The following is an 18,401-nucleotide window of genomic DNA, read 5'->3' as shown; positions in this document are numbered from 1 at the left end:
AATTAACAGGCAGGTTTATGATTCGCGTTTATAGTTTTTGTTTCTTGTTGCTGTTGGGGCATATGTTGTATGGTCAGCAGGATAGGTTATCTCGATTGCAGGAGCTCGCTCAGCAACAGCCTGATACCGCTTTACGCTCGCTACGGGAACTGTATGGGGAGTCGAAGAAGGCGGGAGACACGTCAATGCAAGGGGAGTACCTACAAGCAATGGGGGAGATATGTTTCCATCAAGGCCATTATCAGCAAGCTATGGAGTTTTATTTTGATGCCGAAAAGGCTTTCGATAAGGCGGGGAGGTCGGATAAGATAGCGCAGACTTTTGGGAAGATGGGCATCCTTTACTTTTATAATAAGCAGCACGATAAAGCACAGGAAGTGTTTACTCAGGCTCTTGAATTGTACAAGAAGACAAATAATGAAGAGGGACAGGCTCATATCTTAGGAAGTATTGGTCAGGTGTATGAGAAGCGACAGCTGTACGATAGCGCCTTTTATTACCAAAATTTGGCGTTAAGTAAGTTTCAGTTGTGCAATAATAAAGAAGGTGCAGCAAAGATTTATGAAAACCTAGGTAGTATCTACGAAGATTTAGAAAAATATAGCGAAGCGTTAACCAACTTTCAGCAGTCTTTAGCCCTTTATACAGCTGCAAATAATGAAGTGGGCACCATTGAGGTCATTAATAATTTGGGTGATATTTTGCGCAAGACAGGGCAGTATAGCGCTAGTATTGCCAAAACGAAGGAAGCGTTACACTTAGCGGAGAAAACAAAAAATACCTATCAAATGGCTTCTGCGGCTAAGGATTTAGGGAAAACCTATGGATTGATGAAGCAATTGGATAGTGCCTACCACTATGCAGAGCGTAGTCGCACACTTAGTCTAGACGTCTATTCGCAAGATGTATTGAAACAAACGTCTTTTCTGCAAGTGCTTTACGACATGAATAAGCAAGCGGACGAAATTGAGAGGCTTAACGGAGAACGTACGGTTAATCGTATTTTGATGATTTCTTTTGGGATAGGTGCCATACTGGTTGGTGTTTTAATCTTTTTGACCTTTAGTAGACAGCGATTAAAAATTAGAGACCAGAAAATTACCACCGAGAAGCAAGAGGCCGAACATGCCTTGGTGCAGCTTCAGCTTGAAAATAAAGTGTTGGAAGAGGAGCTCCTCAAGGAGCAGCTCATTGTAAAAGGACGTGAACTCTCGGCGCATACGCTCAACTTGATTAAGAATAAACAGTTATTAGAACAGCTGCGTAGCGATTTGTTAGCCATGGTGAAGGATGACCGTCGTGATCAGAAAAAACAAATTAAACAGCTGATTCAGGAGATAGATAATTCATTTGGTGAGGAGCAACATTGGAAAGAATTTGCACAAGCCTTCGATCAGGTGCATCAAGAGTTTTTCGATAAACTGAAAAGCTACAGCGCCGACTTGACACCTGCCGATTTGCGCTTAATCGCGTTAATGAAGATGAATCTTAGCTCGGCAGAAATAGCGGTGATGCTCGGCATCTCTACAGACAGTTTGCGTGTGGCACGCTACCGTTTACGAAAGAAGCTAAACATCGAACAAGGGGATAACCTCACCTTTTTTATACAATCATTATAAGCCCCATTAGGGGCTTTTTTTAGCGATTTACGGTTATTAATAATTTCTTAACGTAAACATCATGTAACGGTAATGGAGATTTTTTATAATCATAAAATATTGATTTTTAGATATTTAATTATTGTTGTTGCTGTTTTGTATACGCCTTTTGTAACGGTGTTGCCTTCCTGTAACGTTAGATATTCTTGCAGTTCCAAATGTTTTTTCACCTTTGCGTCGTCTTTTTTAACAGACCATTATTCAAAAAGCAATGAAGAAATTATTTGCAGTTTTTATTCCATTATTCTTTTGTGTCATCCTCGCGCATGCCACAAAGATAAAAGGTAAAGTTTTCGACAAGCAGAGTGGTGAAGCCCTCGTGGGTGCTACTATTGTTTTAGAAAAGAGTGGTAAATCTGCCAGCACAGGCTTAGATGGATCTTTCGAGATCAAAGGCTTGTCGGCAGGGAAGGAAACCGTACAGGTTTCTTATTTAAATTATGAAGGCGTTGTGCAAGAAGTAGAAGTGTTGAAGGAAGATACGCCACCACTTGCATTCTATTTAGTATCGAAATCTATTCAGTTGATGGAGGTTTCCATCAAAGGTAAAGGAGCGGGCTCTAGCGATGGTGAAGCGCGTCGTATTGAGCAAAATGCATCCCAAGTGATGAACATTATCTCGGGTAAAGCCATAGAACTGTCGCCAGACTTAACCGTGGCTAACGTGATGCAGCGTGTATCAGGCGTTTCTCTAGAGCGTAACAGCAATGGTGATGGTCAGTATGCTATTCTACGTGGTATGGATAAGCGTTACAACTATACGTTGGTGAATGGCGTGAAGTTACCTTCGCCAGATAATAAATACCGTTATATTCCTTTGGATATTTTTCCTTCTGATTTATTAGAGCGTTTAGAAGTATACAAAAGCTTAACGCCTAATATGGAAGGAGATGCTATCGGTGGAGCGGTAAATATGTTGATGAAGAATGCCCCTGAGAAATTACAAATTAATGCTAATATTTCTACAGGCTATAGCCAGTTGTTCATTGATAACAAGTTTACTTCGTTCAATGCGGGAAGTACGCATGCTAAATCACCATCGGAGTTAAACGGACGTGATTATAAAGCTACACAAGCAGACTTTAGCAAAGGAACATTAGACTACACGAGTAAAAATCCAGCGCCTAATATTTTAAGTAGCCTATCCATCGGACAACGTTTCTTAAATAATAAATTAGGCGTTATCGTCGCTGGTAGTTACCAAAATACCTACCGTGGAAGCACCAGTACTTTCTATAATAATGCAGTAACGGGTAAAGATGAATATGCGGTAGTTACCAGTAAAGCAGAACGTCAATATTCAGAACAACAAAAACGTCTAGGTTTACACTCTAAAGTAGATTACGTATTGGATAAGAACAATAAGTTCAGTTTCTACAATATGTACGTTAACTTAGTGAACGACCAAGTACGTGAGTCAGTTACGACAAACTATAACGGTGTTTATAACCCAACAATTGGAAAAGCGGAATTGGTATATCAAACACGTAGTCGCAAAACTGATCAAAAAATTTACAACGGAACATTACAGGGTAACCACAACTTGTTAGACGATAAATTTAATATCCGTTGGGCTGCAGTTTACTCTTCAGCGATGAATGATGTGCCAGAAAACACACAAATAAGCTTAAACGGTTTGGAAGAAAACTTTCAGCGTCGTAGAACGACTTTGGTAAACACTGCACCCGTTAGCTACCGTTGGGAGCGTAATACAGATGAGGACAAAGCGGCTTACTTAGATTTAAAATACAAGCTAGATGTTAAAGATGCTAAGTTAGAGCTTTCTGCAGGTGGTCTTTACCGTAATAAGCAAAGAAGTAGCTTCTACAATAACTATACATTGGCACCTGCGGAGAGCGATACTAGTAAAGTATATGGCGTAGACTACCAAAATTATACCGACCTGAAACTACGTGTCACCAATCCTACCGGAGCAGTAAGCAATCCATTGACGTATGATGCTACCGAGAAGACGACATCAGGTTATTTGATGTTTAACTACCAGACGGAGCGTATTCAAGCGATTGGTGGGTTACGTGTAGAGCACAATAACCAAGGTTATAATCTTCTATTCCCCGCAGGGGAGAAAAACCCTGTTGGAAGCCAGGTGTATACAGACTTCTTGCCGAGCTTAACTTTGAAATACTTGTTCGATAGTAAGTCGCAGTTGCACGCTTCGTATGCTAAATCTTTAAATAGACCAGGATTTTACGAAATTGTGCCTAGCAAGATTGTTAATGAAGAATACCAAGAGCGTGGAAACCCAGAGTTGAAACGTGCTTTAGCGGATAACTTCGACTTACGCTATGAGCTGTTTCCTGGTGCATCGGAGCAACTTTTAATAGGTGCTTTCTTCAAGAAGATTAAAAACCCAATTGAATATACGTTCCAAGCAGATGCTACACGTGGTCAAGATATCTACTATAGCCCTAGAAACTTCGGCAATGCGAAAAACTTCGGTGCTGAGATTGACTATATCAAGTACATCAATAAGTTCGGAATAAAAGCGAACTACACGTATACACATTCGCGTATCACAACGCCTAAAACTATTCGACGTATCAACCCAGAATCGGGCGATATTGAGCCATTTTCTGTTGATCAGTCGCGTCCTCTATTCGGTCAGTCGGCCCACATTGCCAACCTAGCCCTATTGTTTAAGGATACTAAGACAGGTTGGGATGCCCAATTAGCGGGAGCATTTACAGGTCCACGTATCAATACGGTATCGCAGTTCTTGAATAATGACCTTTGGCAAAAAGGATTTATTCAGATGGATTTTTCTGCTGAGAAACGTTTTGGTCATGGCTTAACCGTATTTGTTAAAGCTAACAACTTGTTGAATACACCAATGAAATTATTTATAAAAGGTACCAACCCAGAAAACGATAAGATTGCCGAGAAATTGGTGTCCAATGGTCAAACTTTAATTCGTAGTGATTACTACGGTCAGAGTTATTTAGTAGGTCTTCGTTATAAATTAAACTAATCTGTCATAGATCATGAAAAAGTATTTTAAACTAATCGCTGTTTTTGCTGCTGTCCTAGGATTAGCGAGCTGTGAAAAAGCAAATATTGATGTCGACACGCGTCCTGCCGACGGTTCCGCTTTGGGTGAAGTGTCAGGTGTATGGGCAAAAGGAAGTACACAAGTTATTAAAGGTGATATTATCATTCCCGAAGGGCAATCATTGACGATTGAGGAAGGGGTTACGATCATTATGGATACGGTTGCGAAGCCAGAAATCATTGTGAAAGGTAACTTGTACGCTTTCGGTACAGCCGAAAATCCAGTTAAGTTCACAATTTCGGAGCCTTATCGCACTGATGCTAATAAATTTGGTAAGCTATGGGGCGGGATTTTGGCTGCACCCTCGTGTAAAGAATTAGTATTGGACTACACAATTTTAGAATATGGTGGTAGCACCACTTCAGATGCTTCCACATCTGTGAAGATGGGCTTGTACAAAAGTAAACCAGGAGAAAACCTACCTGCTATTTGGTTTTCTAACGTGAATGGTAAGCTTATCGTACAGCACAGTATTTTCCGTCACTTCCAAGAGGACTGTACTTATATCGATGGTGGGAAGATTATTTTCTCTAACAATGAATTTTATACAAATGGCTTGACTGGTGGTGACGCGATGAACTTTAAGTCGGGTTCTTTGGCCGACGTGGCTTATAATATGGTTTATGGCATGAACTCTAATGCCTTGAAATTGTCTAATGCTGGAGATCGTACGCCACAGGCTTACATCATTGCCTACAACAATACGATGGTGGTGACAGGCTGGAGACGCCCTACGGCTAAAGGTGGATCGGTATGGTTGGAGTCGACGGTACGTGCTGATTTGTACAACAACCTATTTGCGAATACGCGTTTCGGTGTGAAGCGCGATCCAAAGAAACCTGAAGATAACCGTTCGGTATATAGCAATAATTGGTACTATGGCTTCGATCAAGCAACGGTAGATCAGTTCCAACCCGGTAAGAATGATGTAGTAGGTGGTGTTAACGATATTATCGTAAAAAAAGCCGGCGATAACGACCCTAAGTTTGTGAACTATCCAATGAATACTTCGATGACGCAAGCCGACTACAACAAAGCGTGGGACTTCCACTTACAAGGAAACTCGCCTGCATTGATGAAAGGTGTCACGAATTTCAAACGTCATTTCAAAGATGGTTTAGTCCTTGAAAACGGAACACGTTACAGCTCGCCAGAACCAGCTACTTATGTAGGTGCTTACGGCGCAAAATTATAAGAAGAAATACAGCATAACACCATGAACAAATTACAAAAATTAAATGTGGCGGCACTGGCATTAATCTTAATGAGCCAGTCTGCGTGCCAGCAAGCGGTAAAACAAGAGGCTGCGGTAGTTGCGACAGATAGCAGCGAGGTGCAACCGGTTATCATCACGGATACCGTGCAGTTTGATTCGGACGATCCTGCCATTTGGATTAATAAAGAAGATCCTTCCAAAAGCTTAATCTTAGGAACGGATAAAGACGAGAATGGCGCATTGTATGTGTTCGACTTGCAGGGTAAAATTGTGCACGACAAAGTGGTACGTGACCTTAAGCGCCCTAACAATGTGGATTTAGCTTACGGCTTATCGTTGAATGGTAAGCCTACGGATATTGCTATCACGACGGAGCGTTTTACGCATAAACTACGTATCTTCTCGCTGCCTGATATGAAACCTGTAGATAACGGTGGTATACCTGTATTCGAAGGGGAAACGGGAAAAGATTACCGTGACCTAATGGGTATCGCTATATATACTGCGCCAACAGGCAAAATGTATGCAATCGTAGGCCGTAAAAATGGTCCTAAAGATGGTTACTTATGGCAATACTTATTGGAGGATGATGGTAAAGGACAGGTGAAGGCTACTTTAGTTCGTAAGTTTGGTGAATACTCCGGTAAGAAAGAAATCGAAGCTATCGCTGTCGATAATGAGCTTGGTTACATATACTATTCTGATGAGCAAACAGGTATCCGTCAGTATTATGCTGATCCTGAAAAAGGAAATAAGCAATTGGCCCTTTTTGGCACAACAGGCTTTAAAGAAGATCATGAAGGTATTTCTATCTATAAACTAACGGATAGCACGGGTTATATCTTGGTGTCAGATCAAGGAGCCAACCGTTTCCAAGTGTTTAGCCGCCAAGGGACGAAAGAGAACCCATACGATCATAAACTGCTGAAAACTGTTCCTGTGGCAGCACGCCAGAGTGATGGTTCTGATGTGGTAAATGTACGTCTTAACGATACCTTTAAACATGGATTGTTTGTTGCTATGAGCGATGATAAAACATTCCACTACTACAGATGGGAAGATATCGCGGGAAAAGAATTACAAGTAAAGAAATAACATTTTTACCCATATTTACTAAAGGGGCAAACGGCAACGTTTGTCCCTTTTTTTATATGCTAAGAATTTGTTTTCACTTGTTTTGTAACTACCTAAAAAGGTTTTAATGGTGGGTTAAGCCCCGAAATGTAACACTTCGTTTCAGCTAATATGCTTCTTTTATGAATGGAGGCCTCTTTGTGAATTTTGTCTTGTTTTATTGTGTACATTGATTATTCAACCAATGAAAAATGACCAATGAAAGCAATCTTATTTACGGATAATGCTGCCCAAGATATGTATGCAGGCTATATGTCTAAAGTATCAAATGCAATGGAAGGGACGGAAAAGGAATTTCGGAATATGATTCTCGTAGAAGTGCATAACTATATTCAAAAAGGTATGGACAAAATGGAAGAGGATAGGGAGCTTGTAAAAATGGAGCAGATTATCCACGAACTTGGCAGTCCTTATGTTTACCTTAAACAATTTGTCGTGGACAATAAATTGGATAAAGCGCTCAAATCCTATAATCTTGGGCCTATTTTGTTACAGCTGTTTCAGTCGGCAAAAACTAGTCTGAAGTATACTGTTTTTTTTGTGCTTTATATTTTGGTTTTTTCTGTTGCTGTACTCGTCATTGCTCGTATATTATTTCCTGCACAGACCGGTTTTTTTGTTCAAGAGGGAGGGTTTTCTTTTGGTTTTATCCGTAACATTGATGGCGCTACTGAGGTGCTCGATGAATGGTTTGATCCTTTCGTTTTGGTTATATGTATATTATTATACCTTTTACTCACTTCCTTTATAAAACTAAACCGGAGCCAGACGAAAACCAGGTTTTATATGGAAAGAGTAGAAAGAGAAAATTTAGGACAGTAGGCTAGAATATACTCATCGTTAACCAATTACTGTAAGTCCGTATCAAGGGATGTCTTAAACGTGAAAATAAAAGACTTGAATTGCTAATAATTTTAGCATTTATATTGACTTATGAATGTTTATTTTCTTTATATTTGTCGTACAAATATGAAGAAGATTAATGTAATTGAGCTATTCGCTGGTGTTGGTGGATTTCATTTGGGGTTAACTCAAGCCTCCAAAAAATTTGAAGTGGTTTGGAGCAATCAATGGGAACCTTCAACGAAGAGTCAACCTGCTTCTGAAATCTATAGATTAAGATTTCCAGAAACTAATCACGCTAACGAAGATATAGCTGCGGTTATTGAAGATAAGTTTGAAGAAATTCCTAATCATGATTTGTTAGTAGGAGGGTTTCCTTGTCAAGATTATTCTGTCGCTAGTACCTTAAATCGTTCAGGAGGAATTGAAGGGAAAAAAGGGGTTTTATGGTGGTCTATCTATAATATCATAAATAAAAAAGGTAAGGATAAACCTAAATATTTGTTTTTAGAAAATGTAGATCGTCTTTTAAAATCTCCAGCTAAGCAAAGAGGACGTGATTTTGCTATTATGCTCGCATCATTATCCGATTTAGGCTATGCTGTAGAGTGGCGTATTATCAATGCCGCAGAGTATGGTTTTCCACAGCGTAGACGCCGTATTTTTATAATGGCTTATTTGAAAGGAACGACGTTGTATGATCAAATAGCTACGCGCGATAAGAAAGATTGGATTTTGACTGAAGGAATTATTGGTGAGGCTTTCCCTGCATCAACTGAATATACTAATGTTAGAGAGTTTGATATTGAAGGTAATCTGGATATTGTAACGCAAGATTTTAATAAAAATCGGAGTATTGCTGAAAGTCCTTTTGAAAATGCAGGGGTGATGATTGATCGCCATGTATTTACCTTTAAATCATTACCTGATTATAATGGGGCTTATGTAAAGCTATCCGATATACTTATTCCAGAGGACGAGGTTCCGGTATCTTATTTTATTAATGCGGATGATTTAGATAAATGGAATTATTTAAAAGGAGGTAAATCTGAGCAACGTGTAAACAAGGCCAGTGGATTTACGTATAACTATGCTGAAGGACCGATGATTTTCCCTGATGCTTTAGATAAGCCATCTAGAACTATTATTACGGGTGAAGGTGGAGCTTCTCCTTCAAGATTTAAACATGTAGTAACGACTAAAACAGGGCGATTAAGAAGATTAACACCTGTTGAATTGGAACGACTGAATATGTTTCCTGATAATCACACGAAAGAAGGAACTGATGTTAAAAGAGCTTTTTTTATGGGAAACGCACTTGTCGTAGGGGTAATAGAGAAGATTGGAAAAGTATTAGAAAAAAGGATTTCGTAAGAAATCCTTTTTTTATTATCTTCAATAAAAGATGCCAATTAAAAATGACCGATATATTCCCTTATAATAAAAATGAGAAGACATCAATATTTGAATATGCTAGCCAATTAAAGGATAAGTCGCTAAGAGAAGTTTTGGGTGATAAGTTTGATGAAACGAAGGCTCATCGTGCAGGAAAAGGAGGATTTGGAAATATGGTTGAAGAGTTTTATTTTCATTATGCTCCTAATAGTGATGCACAAGCAGATTTTCCTGAAGTAGGTATTGAGCTAAAAACAACTCCTCTAAAGGTTTCGAAGAATGGACTGGTATCTAAAGAACGCCTTGTTTTTAATATAATAAATTACATGGAAGAGCATAAAGAAGTTTTTAAAACTAGCTCTTTCTGTAAAAAAAACGCGGAACTTCTTTTGTTATTCTATCTTCATGATAATGACAAGAATGCTGTAGATTACATTTTTAAAATTGTTCGACTATGGCGTTTTCCGCCCATGGATCTTAAAATTATCATCGATGACTGGAATACGATTGTTACCAAAATTCGAGAGGGTAAAGCTCACGAATTATCTGAAGGAGACACAATTTATTTAGGTGCTTGCACGAAGGGAGCTTCAAAGGCAAGTTTACGTGCTCAGCCTTTCTCTGAAGAGAAAGCTATGCAGCGAGCATTTTCCCTTAAATCGAAGTATCTTAATTTTATTATTGAACAATCCTTTCAAGGAATTGAGCAGCAAATTGATGAATCTGAGTATGCTTACCTGTTGAGCGAATCCGAATTAAGTAGGGAAGATTACGAATATTCTAAAAAAGTAGCAACCGATGGATTTGAGCCTATTGTAAAATCGATACAAGATTATAAAGATGGACAAACATTTGAAGAATTAGTAATTACTAAGTTTGATGAATTTAAAGGATGGTCAGAAATTGAGTTAATCAATCACTTTGAAATTGAAATTAATCCACAAGCAAAGAATCGATATCAGGTAATCTGCAATCGAATAATGGGCGTAACTGGGAAGAAAATTGAAGAATTTGAAAAAGGAGATGTTGTCCTTAAAACGGTTGTTCTTCAAAATAATGGCACATTGAGGGAAAGTATGTCCTTTCAGCAGATAAAGTACAAAGAAATCGTATTGGAAAGTTGGGAGGAGTCTTATTTTTATCAAGTTTTAACTAAACGTTTTTTCTTTGTTGTTTTTCAAAAAGATGACCGTAATGTACCTCGATTAGTGAAGGTTTTATTTTGGACAATGCCTAACCATGATTTGGAAGTAGCTGAACATTTTTGGCAGGATACTAAGCAAAAAATTGTTGATGAGGATTTTAATAATTTTATTAAGATTTCTGATAATCAAATTTGTCATATCCGCCCTAAAGCGCAAAATGCTGCCGATCTGATGGAAACAGCTTTAGGCCGCATGGAGAAAAAAAAGGCTTATTGGTTAAATGCAGGCTATATTAAACGTATTTTAAAATAATGGAAAAAGGACCTTTCTCACTTTATGATTTTATGGGATATTTTATCCCAGGAGCTTTAGCTCTATACCTATTTGTTTTATTTCAAAGTGATATTCAGTATTACTTTAATAAAGACTTTTTTTATGAAAAAAATAAAGTTTTTCTTGAATTACCAATATACATAGTTCTTTTTTATGTAATTATATCCTATTGCTTAGGCCATTTTTTAAGTTTTTTCTCTGCATTGACTATTGAGAAATACACAAGGATAATATATGACGACCCTTCAAAATTACTTTTAGCGAATGACGATTTTCAACAAAGAAGTCTTTTCAAATTTAAAAAAGATAGTTTTAGAAATTTTAGATTTAAAAAGAAGTGTTTTAAAAATTTTAGCGTATTGAGGTTTATTTTGTTTCTTTTAATATGGCCTTTAATTATTTATGACATCTTCATGGTTCGCATGTTAAAGTTTAATCATACTTACTTAAAGAGAATAGACGAGCCATATAATTTACTTGTAAAGAAACGAATTAGTGAGGTATTTGCAGAAATTGGATATAAGGGAAATTTGTTTGAAGATTCTAAAAATAATTTTCATCAATTATTAATTCATTACAATTATGAATTTACGAAATATCATGGTCACAAATTAATGAATTACGTTTCTTTATATGGCTTCTTACGAGTTATTACATTGATTTCATGTTTATTTCTTAACTGCATCGTAATTAAGTATATGTATGCTCATCCATTTCTGTTTAACTTTGATGGATTGAAAAATTTTTTTCTTTTTCTAGTCTGTCTTTTTTCTATTTGTTCAATGACTTATGTTTTTTATCTTGGATATCTTAAATTTTACAGAAGGTATACTCTAGAAAATTTAATGTTGGTACTTATCATTGATAAAAAGAACTAAAAAATTTGTTCAAATAAAAGGATTGTTTAATTATATGCTATTCTACAAAGCCAGAACGTATAGCTAGTTTTTTTATAACCTCTTTCTTAATCACTATGTTTACAGGCTTTTCGGCTAGATGTGTTGAATTAAAAAACCAAAAATGTTTATGAGGTTCCTTTTCATGAGCACCAGCTTCCATTTTAGAAATGGTTATTGCTTTTTCTCTTAAGTCCTTAATAGTTAACCCTTCTTCTTCAAGATACTTCAAAAGTCTGTTTCTAGACAATAGTGCGTATTCTATTTTTTTGATTTTAGTTACTTCATCAAAATTCTCTTCTGCAGTAAGCCAAAGCAATTGATAAAACTCCGTTGTTTTGCTCTGACTAGTTAGCCAGCCTTCTACTATTTTTCCAGTGCTTATGAAAAAGCTTAATTCAAAAGCGAATGTGGGTAGACCTCCATTTAAATAGTATAATTGAGCTTTTTCATCTACAATTGAATTTATCATATTCTCACTTTTGATTGAAATTTTTACATCACAACCTAATAGCTGATTCGTATAATCATTTATTCTTTGTACACTGTCAAATATAGTTTTTATAGTGTAGAGCTTTTGGTCCAAGAAGTCCGCGACAATGCGCTCTTGTTTCATGTCTTTTTTTCTAAAACTTTTGTACATATCTATTTTAGTAATTTGGTTTATACTCTTCTTAAGCTGTTGTTTTATAATATACAAATTAGTGGTAGCAACAGTTTAGTATTCATACATAATTGATAATTTGTAAACCACCGTTTTAGTTTGGTTTTGCGTAGCCAACATATTTTTGACCTCTTGTATTTAGACTCTTTAAGGTAGGGATTACTATTTTGAGCTCGTATAATCTTTAGAAGTAAGGTTTGTGGTTTTTGTTTAGGAATCTTTAAGAGACTTCAATGCTGATTCTAATTCTTTTATTGTTGGTAGGTCTGTCTTTAGATTTTTTGGTAGTTGGTAGTCGGCTATTCCTAAAGGCGATTTCAGCCCTTGTAAGGAGTATTTAATTACTGTTTCGTTAGGTGTCTTACAAAGCAATACGCCAATTGTTTGATTATCTATTTCACTTTTGATTTGTTCGTCTATTGAATTAACATAAAAATTTAGTTTCCCTACATATTCCGGTTTAAAGTCTCCTAGTTTCAGTTCAAAAACTACGAAGCAGTGAAGGTGAAAGTTGTAGAATAGTAAATCCATATAAAAGTCCTCATTTGCGACCTGTAAATGTTGTTGATTTCCAACGTATGCAAACCCTTTACCTAGTTCGAGAAGAAATTTTTTCATATGTTGAACTAGTGCTTTTTCTAACTCACGTTCTTGCATGTTTTCCCCAATGCTTAAAAAGTCAAAGAGGTAAGGGTTTTTTAAGGTTTCTCTAGCTAAGTTTGATTGTGATAAGGGGAGAGTACTGTCAAAATTTGTAATAGCTTGTCCGTGTCTTTCAGGAAGTTTCCCTTCTATTTGGAGAGATAGAATGTTTTTTGTCCATCCATTTTCAGCTGTTTTTCTGATGTAAAAAAAGCGCTGGTCCGCTGATTTTATTCTATCTAAAATGATGGTGTGATGCGTCCACGGAATTTTGCAAATAACATCATAATTATTTGTATGTAATTGATTGTTAGATGTTTGTAATTTTGCAACCGACGGTTGCAAAATTAGAGGATAAGCCTCTGCGAAGCTCCGCATGTAGCGAAGATTGCGTGGTGAAAAGCCACTCATTTCAGGGAATTCAGATTTTAAATCCTTAGCAATTTGTGTTGTAACTTTTGTACCCCAACCAGCTTCTTTAATTTTTGTAGAAATCTCATTACCAATAGTCCAGTATAATTGTAGCATTTCTGTGTTTACAGATAGTGCAGCCTTGCGTTGGGCTTGGTGAATTTTCTCTTTGATGTTTTTTAACAACTGTATATAATTCTTATCCATGGAAAGGTAGTTTAAAATTGGTTTAAATGAATTTAGATGTATTCAAGAAGAGGTGGGGCAGATTCTACTTCTTTTGGTTTATATCTTTATACTATTGGGCATGTAGTATAGCAAGGTACCTATATCTTGTATTTCTCTTCTTTATGTTTGTTATCTACGAGGATGAAGAACGGAAATATGTATAAATTAGGCTTCTCTAGCTTTTAATTCTTTCTTAGCTATCTTTCCCGATGCCGTAAGTGGCAGGCTATCTACGAAGCTTATAATTCGCGGATATTTGTAGGCAGAAAGTTCCTTCCTGGCCCAAAGGCTTAAATCATGCTCGGAAAGGTTTGTGTGTGGCTTCAGGACGATAAAAGCCTTAACCTCTTCTCCATATTGCTGGTCTGGAATGCCGATAACGGCAACCATGGATATAGCAGGATGAGTCATTAAGACTTCTTCTATTTCTTTAGGATAGATATTACGGCCTCCACGAATAATCAAATCTTTAATACGGTCTACTAAGAAATAATTGCCATGTTCATCCATATATGCTAAATCTCCAGTTCTAAACCAACCGCCTTCCAGGAAGTTAGCAAAAGTAGCCTCAGGATTTTTATAGTAACCTTTCATCACTGAAACACCTCGGATGCACAATTCACCAATGACTTGAGGGGAGGCCTCCAAGAAGTCCGTAGTAATAATTTTAAATTCTGTGCCTACAATTGGGATGCCAATAGATCCTAATATCGGTTCTTTACTGATGTCGCAAAGGGAGACGATACCAGCACTCTCGGAAATGCCCATGCCTTCATATATTTTAATACCGAAAAGCTCTTGAAAGTCCTTACTGAGTTGCGGTGGAACCTTGGCAGCACCACCTGCGCAGAGGCGTATATTCTTTTTAATGGAGGGGATTAAATCTTTCGTTTCGTCAGTTCTTCCCGAGTGTACCAATTGCCAAAACATGGTCGGGACGGCTGTCAATATGTTTACTTTGTGGCTGTACATTGCTTTTAATGTCTCTACAGGGTTGAACCTCTCGAGTAATACATTCGTTAATCCACCCATGATAGCAGCATTCATATTGCAGCTATAGCCAAAGATGTGGAAGAGGGGCAGTGCTGTCAGGATAATATCGTCTACCGTACCTCTGAAGGTGCTTAGGCAAGCACGTGCATTCCACACGATGGCAGAGTGACTAATTTCAACACCTTTTGGATCGGCCGTTGTACCGGAGGTATAAAGGATAATCGCTGTATCAGTTTCTGTGGTTGGGTAACATGTAAATTCATCCGATTGTCCTTCAATGAGATTGACATAGTTTTTATAACCTTCTATATGTTGAGGATTACCAACGTCTACGGGAATGGAAATAAAATGTGTACAAGAGTGGCTACTTTTGAAACCTTCAAGGCCGTCAGTCCCCATGCTGAGTTGTGGCGTATCTTCATAGCAGAAATACACTTTGCTATCTGAATGTTTAAGCTGATGGCTGATTTCGTGCGCTTTTAGTAAGATGCTAAAGGGTACGGCTATAGCTCCTATTTTCAAAGCACCATAATTGATGATTGGAAAATAGAACCGATTGGGGCAGCTTACAGCTATTTTATCTCCAGGTTGTATACCCAAAGCCACTAGTCCGTTGGCAACTTTATTTATCTGTTTTTCTAGCTCAGCATAGGTGATGGATTGATCTCCTTGTATAAAAGCAATTTTGTTGGGGTGATTGCGGGCGTTGTAACTTAGAAAGCTATTTAGGTTTAACATAGGATACGTTTTTAATGGTCAACGCTAGATGCTAGGCCGGGCGGAGTGCATCTGCTAAGAGGAAGTTACGGTTTATTTTTGATAAAAAGGTTTTTAACAAATGCTAATCCTATGATGTATGCTGTTTTAAATTGTTTATCGTTTATTTGAATTTTGTTACAAAGGGAAATTGATAAGGTGCTCATATAATCGATACAACTGTTTTTTTGAAGGTAGTTTAAAAGAATTTGTTTATTTATTTTTTATAGCTAATTTGTTTTTAGTTGGTGATATTTTGCTGTGCCCGCAGCAGGCTAATGAAAAAGAGATGCTTATTTATCTCTTAAATTTATTTAATAGCATAGCAGGTTATGAAAACAACGCTTGACAAAGACAAAAGCTATATCGAACTCGAAAAAAAAAGTATTATAGCAATCGTTAGTGCCTCCTCTGGAAATTTGGTTGAATGGTTCGATTTTTACATTTATGCCTTTTCCTCTATTTACTTCGCACATCTCTTCTTTCCCGAAGACAATAGTACCTCACAGTTAATAAAGACAGCAGCTATTTTTGCTGTAGGTTTTCTTATGCGACCGATTGGTGGCTGGATTTTCGGAAGGATAGCCGATAGGCATGGTCGTAAAAAGTCGATGGTTACTTCCATCGTCATGATGTTTTTTGGCTCTGTGATGATTGCTTGTTTACCTACCTATACACAGATAGGCATTTTTGCACCTATCCTGCTACTTGTAGCCCGATTGATTCAAGGTTTATCTGTTGGTGGTGAGTATGGAGCTACAGCCACCTACATGAGTGAGGTAGCCTTGCCTAAGCGGCGTGGCTTTTTGTCTTCTTTTCAATATGTAACTCTTATTGGAGGTCAGCTATTGGCCTCGCTTGTTTTGTTGATACTGGAGCTTACCGTCAGTAAAGAGGATATGACTACTTGGGCTTGGCGTATTCCTTTTGTTGTGGGGGCACTAGCGGCGCTCGCTTCGCTTTATCTACGTCGACACCTCAAAGAGACTGCGCCCGAAGAGGCTCGTAAACATGAAGGTGCAGGCACGCTAAAAGAGCTTTTTACGAAACATAGCCGTTCTTTCTTTACGGTGCTTGGTTATACGGCAGGTGGGTCTTTAATTTTTTATACCTTCTCTACGTATATGCAAAAGTATTTAATCAATACAGTGCATTTTGAGGTAACCACCGCAACGCGGATTATGGTGGCTTCTTTGTTTGTATTTATGTTGGTGCAGCCCTTATTCGGGATACTCTCCGATCATATCGGTCGAAGAAAATCCATGTTGTTATTTTCCAGTTTGGGTGCCGTTTTTACCTATCCGATTATTTTATGCCTAAATCATATTAATCAAAATCCTTACCTCGCTTTTGTACTCATCGCATTAGCTTTTTGCATCATCAGTTTTTACACCTCTATTGCAGGAATTGTAAAGTCAGAAATGTTTCCGGTGGAGATTCGTGCCTTAGGTGTTGGTTTGTCTTATGCCATTGCTAATGCTGTTTTTGGAGGTAGTGCTGAGTTTGTGGCCTTGAGTTTGAAAGAGCATAGTAGCGAGAATCTGTTCTATCTTTATATTACGGTTATGCTCGTTATCGCCTTTTTTGTGAGCTTACGCATACCTAAGAAAGCAGTATACTTGCATGATAACGAACATCGATAGGTTGATGATGACCTACAAGATTAGACTTCTTTTTTGTATTCTCGTCGTTAATCAGCAGGAGGCGGTTTAGATAAATTTATTAATTTTGTTTCTGTTTACGGATTTTATGAATCTAATTTAATCAAACACCTAATTATTTAATGAAGAAAGAAACAAAGACTAAGTTTATCTACGCGGCTTTAGGTATTCTTATCTACAAAGTCATCACTTCTCTTTTTGAGTATTTCACGAAGTAGTAATGTTTAAAGAAGGTTTTCAATTCAGCAGACAGTATCTGCTGAATTGAAAACCTTCTTTTTTGTCTTGCAAATCTTGCTATTTTCTATTTATCCTGACAATGGAATGTGACTGGATAGAAAGAAGCAGGAAAGGTATATTTTTTTATTAGCGCTTATTGCGCAATTGCTTCCCATTTATTTTCTAAAAGCTCTTCGAGTTGTTCAATTTCTTTTTGATACATTGTTTTCTTGCGTGTACCGAAGTAGAGTGTATTTTCTAGTGGGTTTTCACCTTCCCAGATAAGTTTTATTTTGCCCGAGGCAATAGCTTCCGCACATAAAAAGTCGGGTACAACAGAGAAACCGTTGGCACCACTTAGGCAGCGGATGATAGAGCTGATGTTTGGAACGATAAAGTTGGGGCTAAAGTCGGGATGCACCCCAAAGTGTTTCATCCAGAAGTTTTTAAGATGCTCCATGTCGGCAGCAGTGCTATACCACAACTGTTGTCTCAGAAGCTTTGCTACCTCTTTTATTTTGTTGGCTTCCAGCAGTTCTTCTATGGCTGAAGTATCTGTTTCTGCCCCTGCAACGAGCACGATTCGCTCTTTAGAGAAAGCATCATACATCAAATTTTGCTGATTTCCTTTTTGTGGTGTGATAATTAAGTCTAGTAATCCATTGTCCAAATCCTGTTGCATTTTAGGGTATTCACCAAACTCAATAATCAAGTTGAAGGGAAGCGATGCGATATGCTCTTCTAGTGTATATTGAAAAGTCTCAAAACACATACCTACACTAATAGTAACGCGCTCATTCTGGGCCCGTTTGTGGAAATGTTGCTCCGCTACTTCCATCTTTTTCATCGGCTCTAGGATGCAATTGTATAATATTTTTCCTTTTTCGGTAGGCACCATCTTTCGTGCTGCACGATCAAAAAGCTTACTGCCTGTAAATGCTTCTAAGGAGTTGAGATGTAGACTCACACCCGGTTGGGATATAAACAACTCTTGTGCTGCTGCAGACAATGTTCCGGTTTCGTAAATCGCTTTAAAGGTGCGAATCCATTCTAAATTCCAACGCATAGTTATCATTATTATGATACAAATATACAACTTAAGTTATTTTGATTGTGTATAAAAATGATAGAAATTTG

General features: G+C 37.6%; 13 protein-coding genes. 9 read left to right on the top strand and 4 right to left on the bottom strand.

Going from position 1 to position 18,401, the window contains the following annotated elements:
- Positions 1-17: 17 nt before the first annotated feature.
- From WH223_RS06335 to WH223_RS06300, 8 genes are all read left to right on the top strand, one after another.
- Positions 18-1,619: a tetratricopeptide repeat protein gene (locus WH223_RS06335; RefSeq protein WP_340046700.1), complete on the top strand. Its 1,602-nt coding sequence runs from the start codon at positions 18-20 to the stop codon at positions 1,617-1,619.
- A gap of 250 nt (positions 1,620-1,869) precedes the next feature.
- Positions 1,870-4,647 (top strand): TonB-dependent receptor, encoded by a 2,778-nt coding sequence (locus WH223_RS06330; protein WP_340046699.1) that lies wholly within the window; start codon positions 1,870-1,872, stop codon positions 4,645-4,647.
- A 13-nt stretch (positions 4,648-4,660) separates the two neighbouring features.
- Positions 4,661-5,923: a right-handed parallel beta-helix repeat-containing protein gene (locus WH223_RS06325; RefSeq protein ID WP_340046698.1), complete on the top strand. Its 1,263-nt coding sequence runs from the start codon at positions 4,661-4,663 to the stop codon at positions 5,921-5,923.
- A gap of 21 nt (positions 5,924-5,944) precedes the next feature.
- On the top strand, positions 5,945-7,039 hold the full coding sequence (locus tag WH223_RS06320) for a phytase (RefSeq protein WP_340046697.1): 1,095 nt from the start codon (positions 5,945-5,947) through the stop codon (positions 7,037-7,039).
- A gap of 237 nt (positions 7,040-7,276) precedes the next feature.
- Entirely contained in the window at positions 7,277-7,900 is a 624-nt protein-coding gene (locus tag WH223_RS06315) for a hypothetical protein (RefSeq protein WP_340046696.1), read from the top strand.
- 147 nt (positions 7,901-8,047) lie between these two features.
- Complete coding sequence (locus tag WH223_RS06310) at positions 8,048-9,295, top strand: DNA cytosine methyltransferase (RefSeq protein WP_340046695.1); 1,248 nt, start codon at positions 8,048-8,050, stop codon at positions 9,293-9,295.
- 44 nt (positions 9,296-9,339) lie between these two features.
- Positions 9,340-10,773, top strand: coding sequence for a MutH/Sau3AI family endonuclease (locus WH223_RS06305; RefSeq protein ID WP_340046694.1), 1,434 nt, complete (start codon positions 9,340-9,342; stop codon positions 10,771-10,773).
- Positions 10,773-11,672 (top strand): hypothetical protein, encoded by a 900-nt coding sequence (locus WH223_RS06300; RefSeq protein ID WP_340046693.1) that lies wholly within the window; start codon positions 10,773-10,775, stop codon positions 11,670-11,672. The genes WH223_RS06305 and WH223_RS06300 overlap by 1 nt, the downstream gene beginning before the upstream one ends.
- A 37-nt stretch (positions 11,673-11,709) precedes the next feature.
- Here the strand turns inward: WH223_RS06300 and WH223_RS06295 are convergent, their stop codons facing one another.
- The 3 genes from WH223_RS06295 to WH223_RS06285 form a co-directional block, all read right to left on the bottom strand.
- Entirely contained in the window at positions 11,710-12,306 is a 597-nt protein-coding gene (locus tag WH223_RS06295; protein WP_340046692.1) for a hypothetical protein, read from the bottom strand.
- A gap of 258 nt (positions 12,307-12,564) precedes the next feature.
- Positions 12,565-13,614 (bottom strand): PDDEXK nuclease domain-containing protein, encoded by a 1,050-nt coding sequence (locus WH223_RS06290; RefSeq protein WP_340046691.1) that lies wholly within the window; start codon positions 13,612-13,614, stop codon positions 12,565-12,567.
- 186 nt (positions 13,615-13,800) lie between these two features.
- Complete coding sequence (locus WH223_RS06285; RefSeq protein WP_340046690.1) at positions 13,801-15,366, bottom strand: AMP-binding protein; 1,566 nt, start codon at positions 15,364-15,366, stop codon at positions 13,801-13,803.
- A 350-nt stretch (positions 15,367-15,716) separates the two neighbouring features.
- Here WH223_RS06285 and WH223_RS06280 point away from each other — a divergent pair, with 350 nt between their 5' ends.
- The gene (locus WH223_RS06280) at positions 15,717-17,027 is read left to right on the top strand and encodes an MFS family transporter (protein WP_340046689.1); all 1,311 of its coding nucleotides are present in this window, start codon (positions 15,717-15,719) and stop codon (positions 17,025-17,027) included.
- 391 nt (positions 17,028-17,418) lie between these two features.
- Here WH223_RS06280 and WH223_RS06275 read toward each other — a convergent pair whose 3' ends face one another.
- Positions 17,419-18,330 (bottom strand): LysR family transcriptional regulator, encoded by a 912-nt coding sequence (locus WH223_RS06275; RefSeq protein WP_340046688.1) that lies wholly within the window; start codon positions 18,328-18,330, stop codon positions 17,419-17,421.
- Positions 18,331-18,401: the final 71 nt, after the last annotated feature.

The organism is Sphingobacterium sp. MYb382, from assembly GCF_037572665.1.
GTDB lineage: Bacteria > Bacteroidota > Bacteroidia > Sphingobacteriales > Sphingobacteriaceae > Sphingobacterium.
Note: the sequence above shows the minus strand (reverse complement) of the source record. Positions and strands in the feature narration are given on the sequence as shown.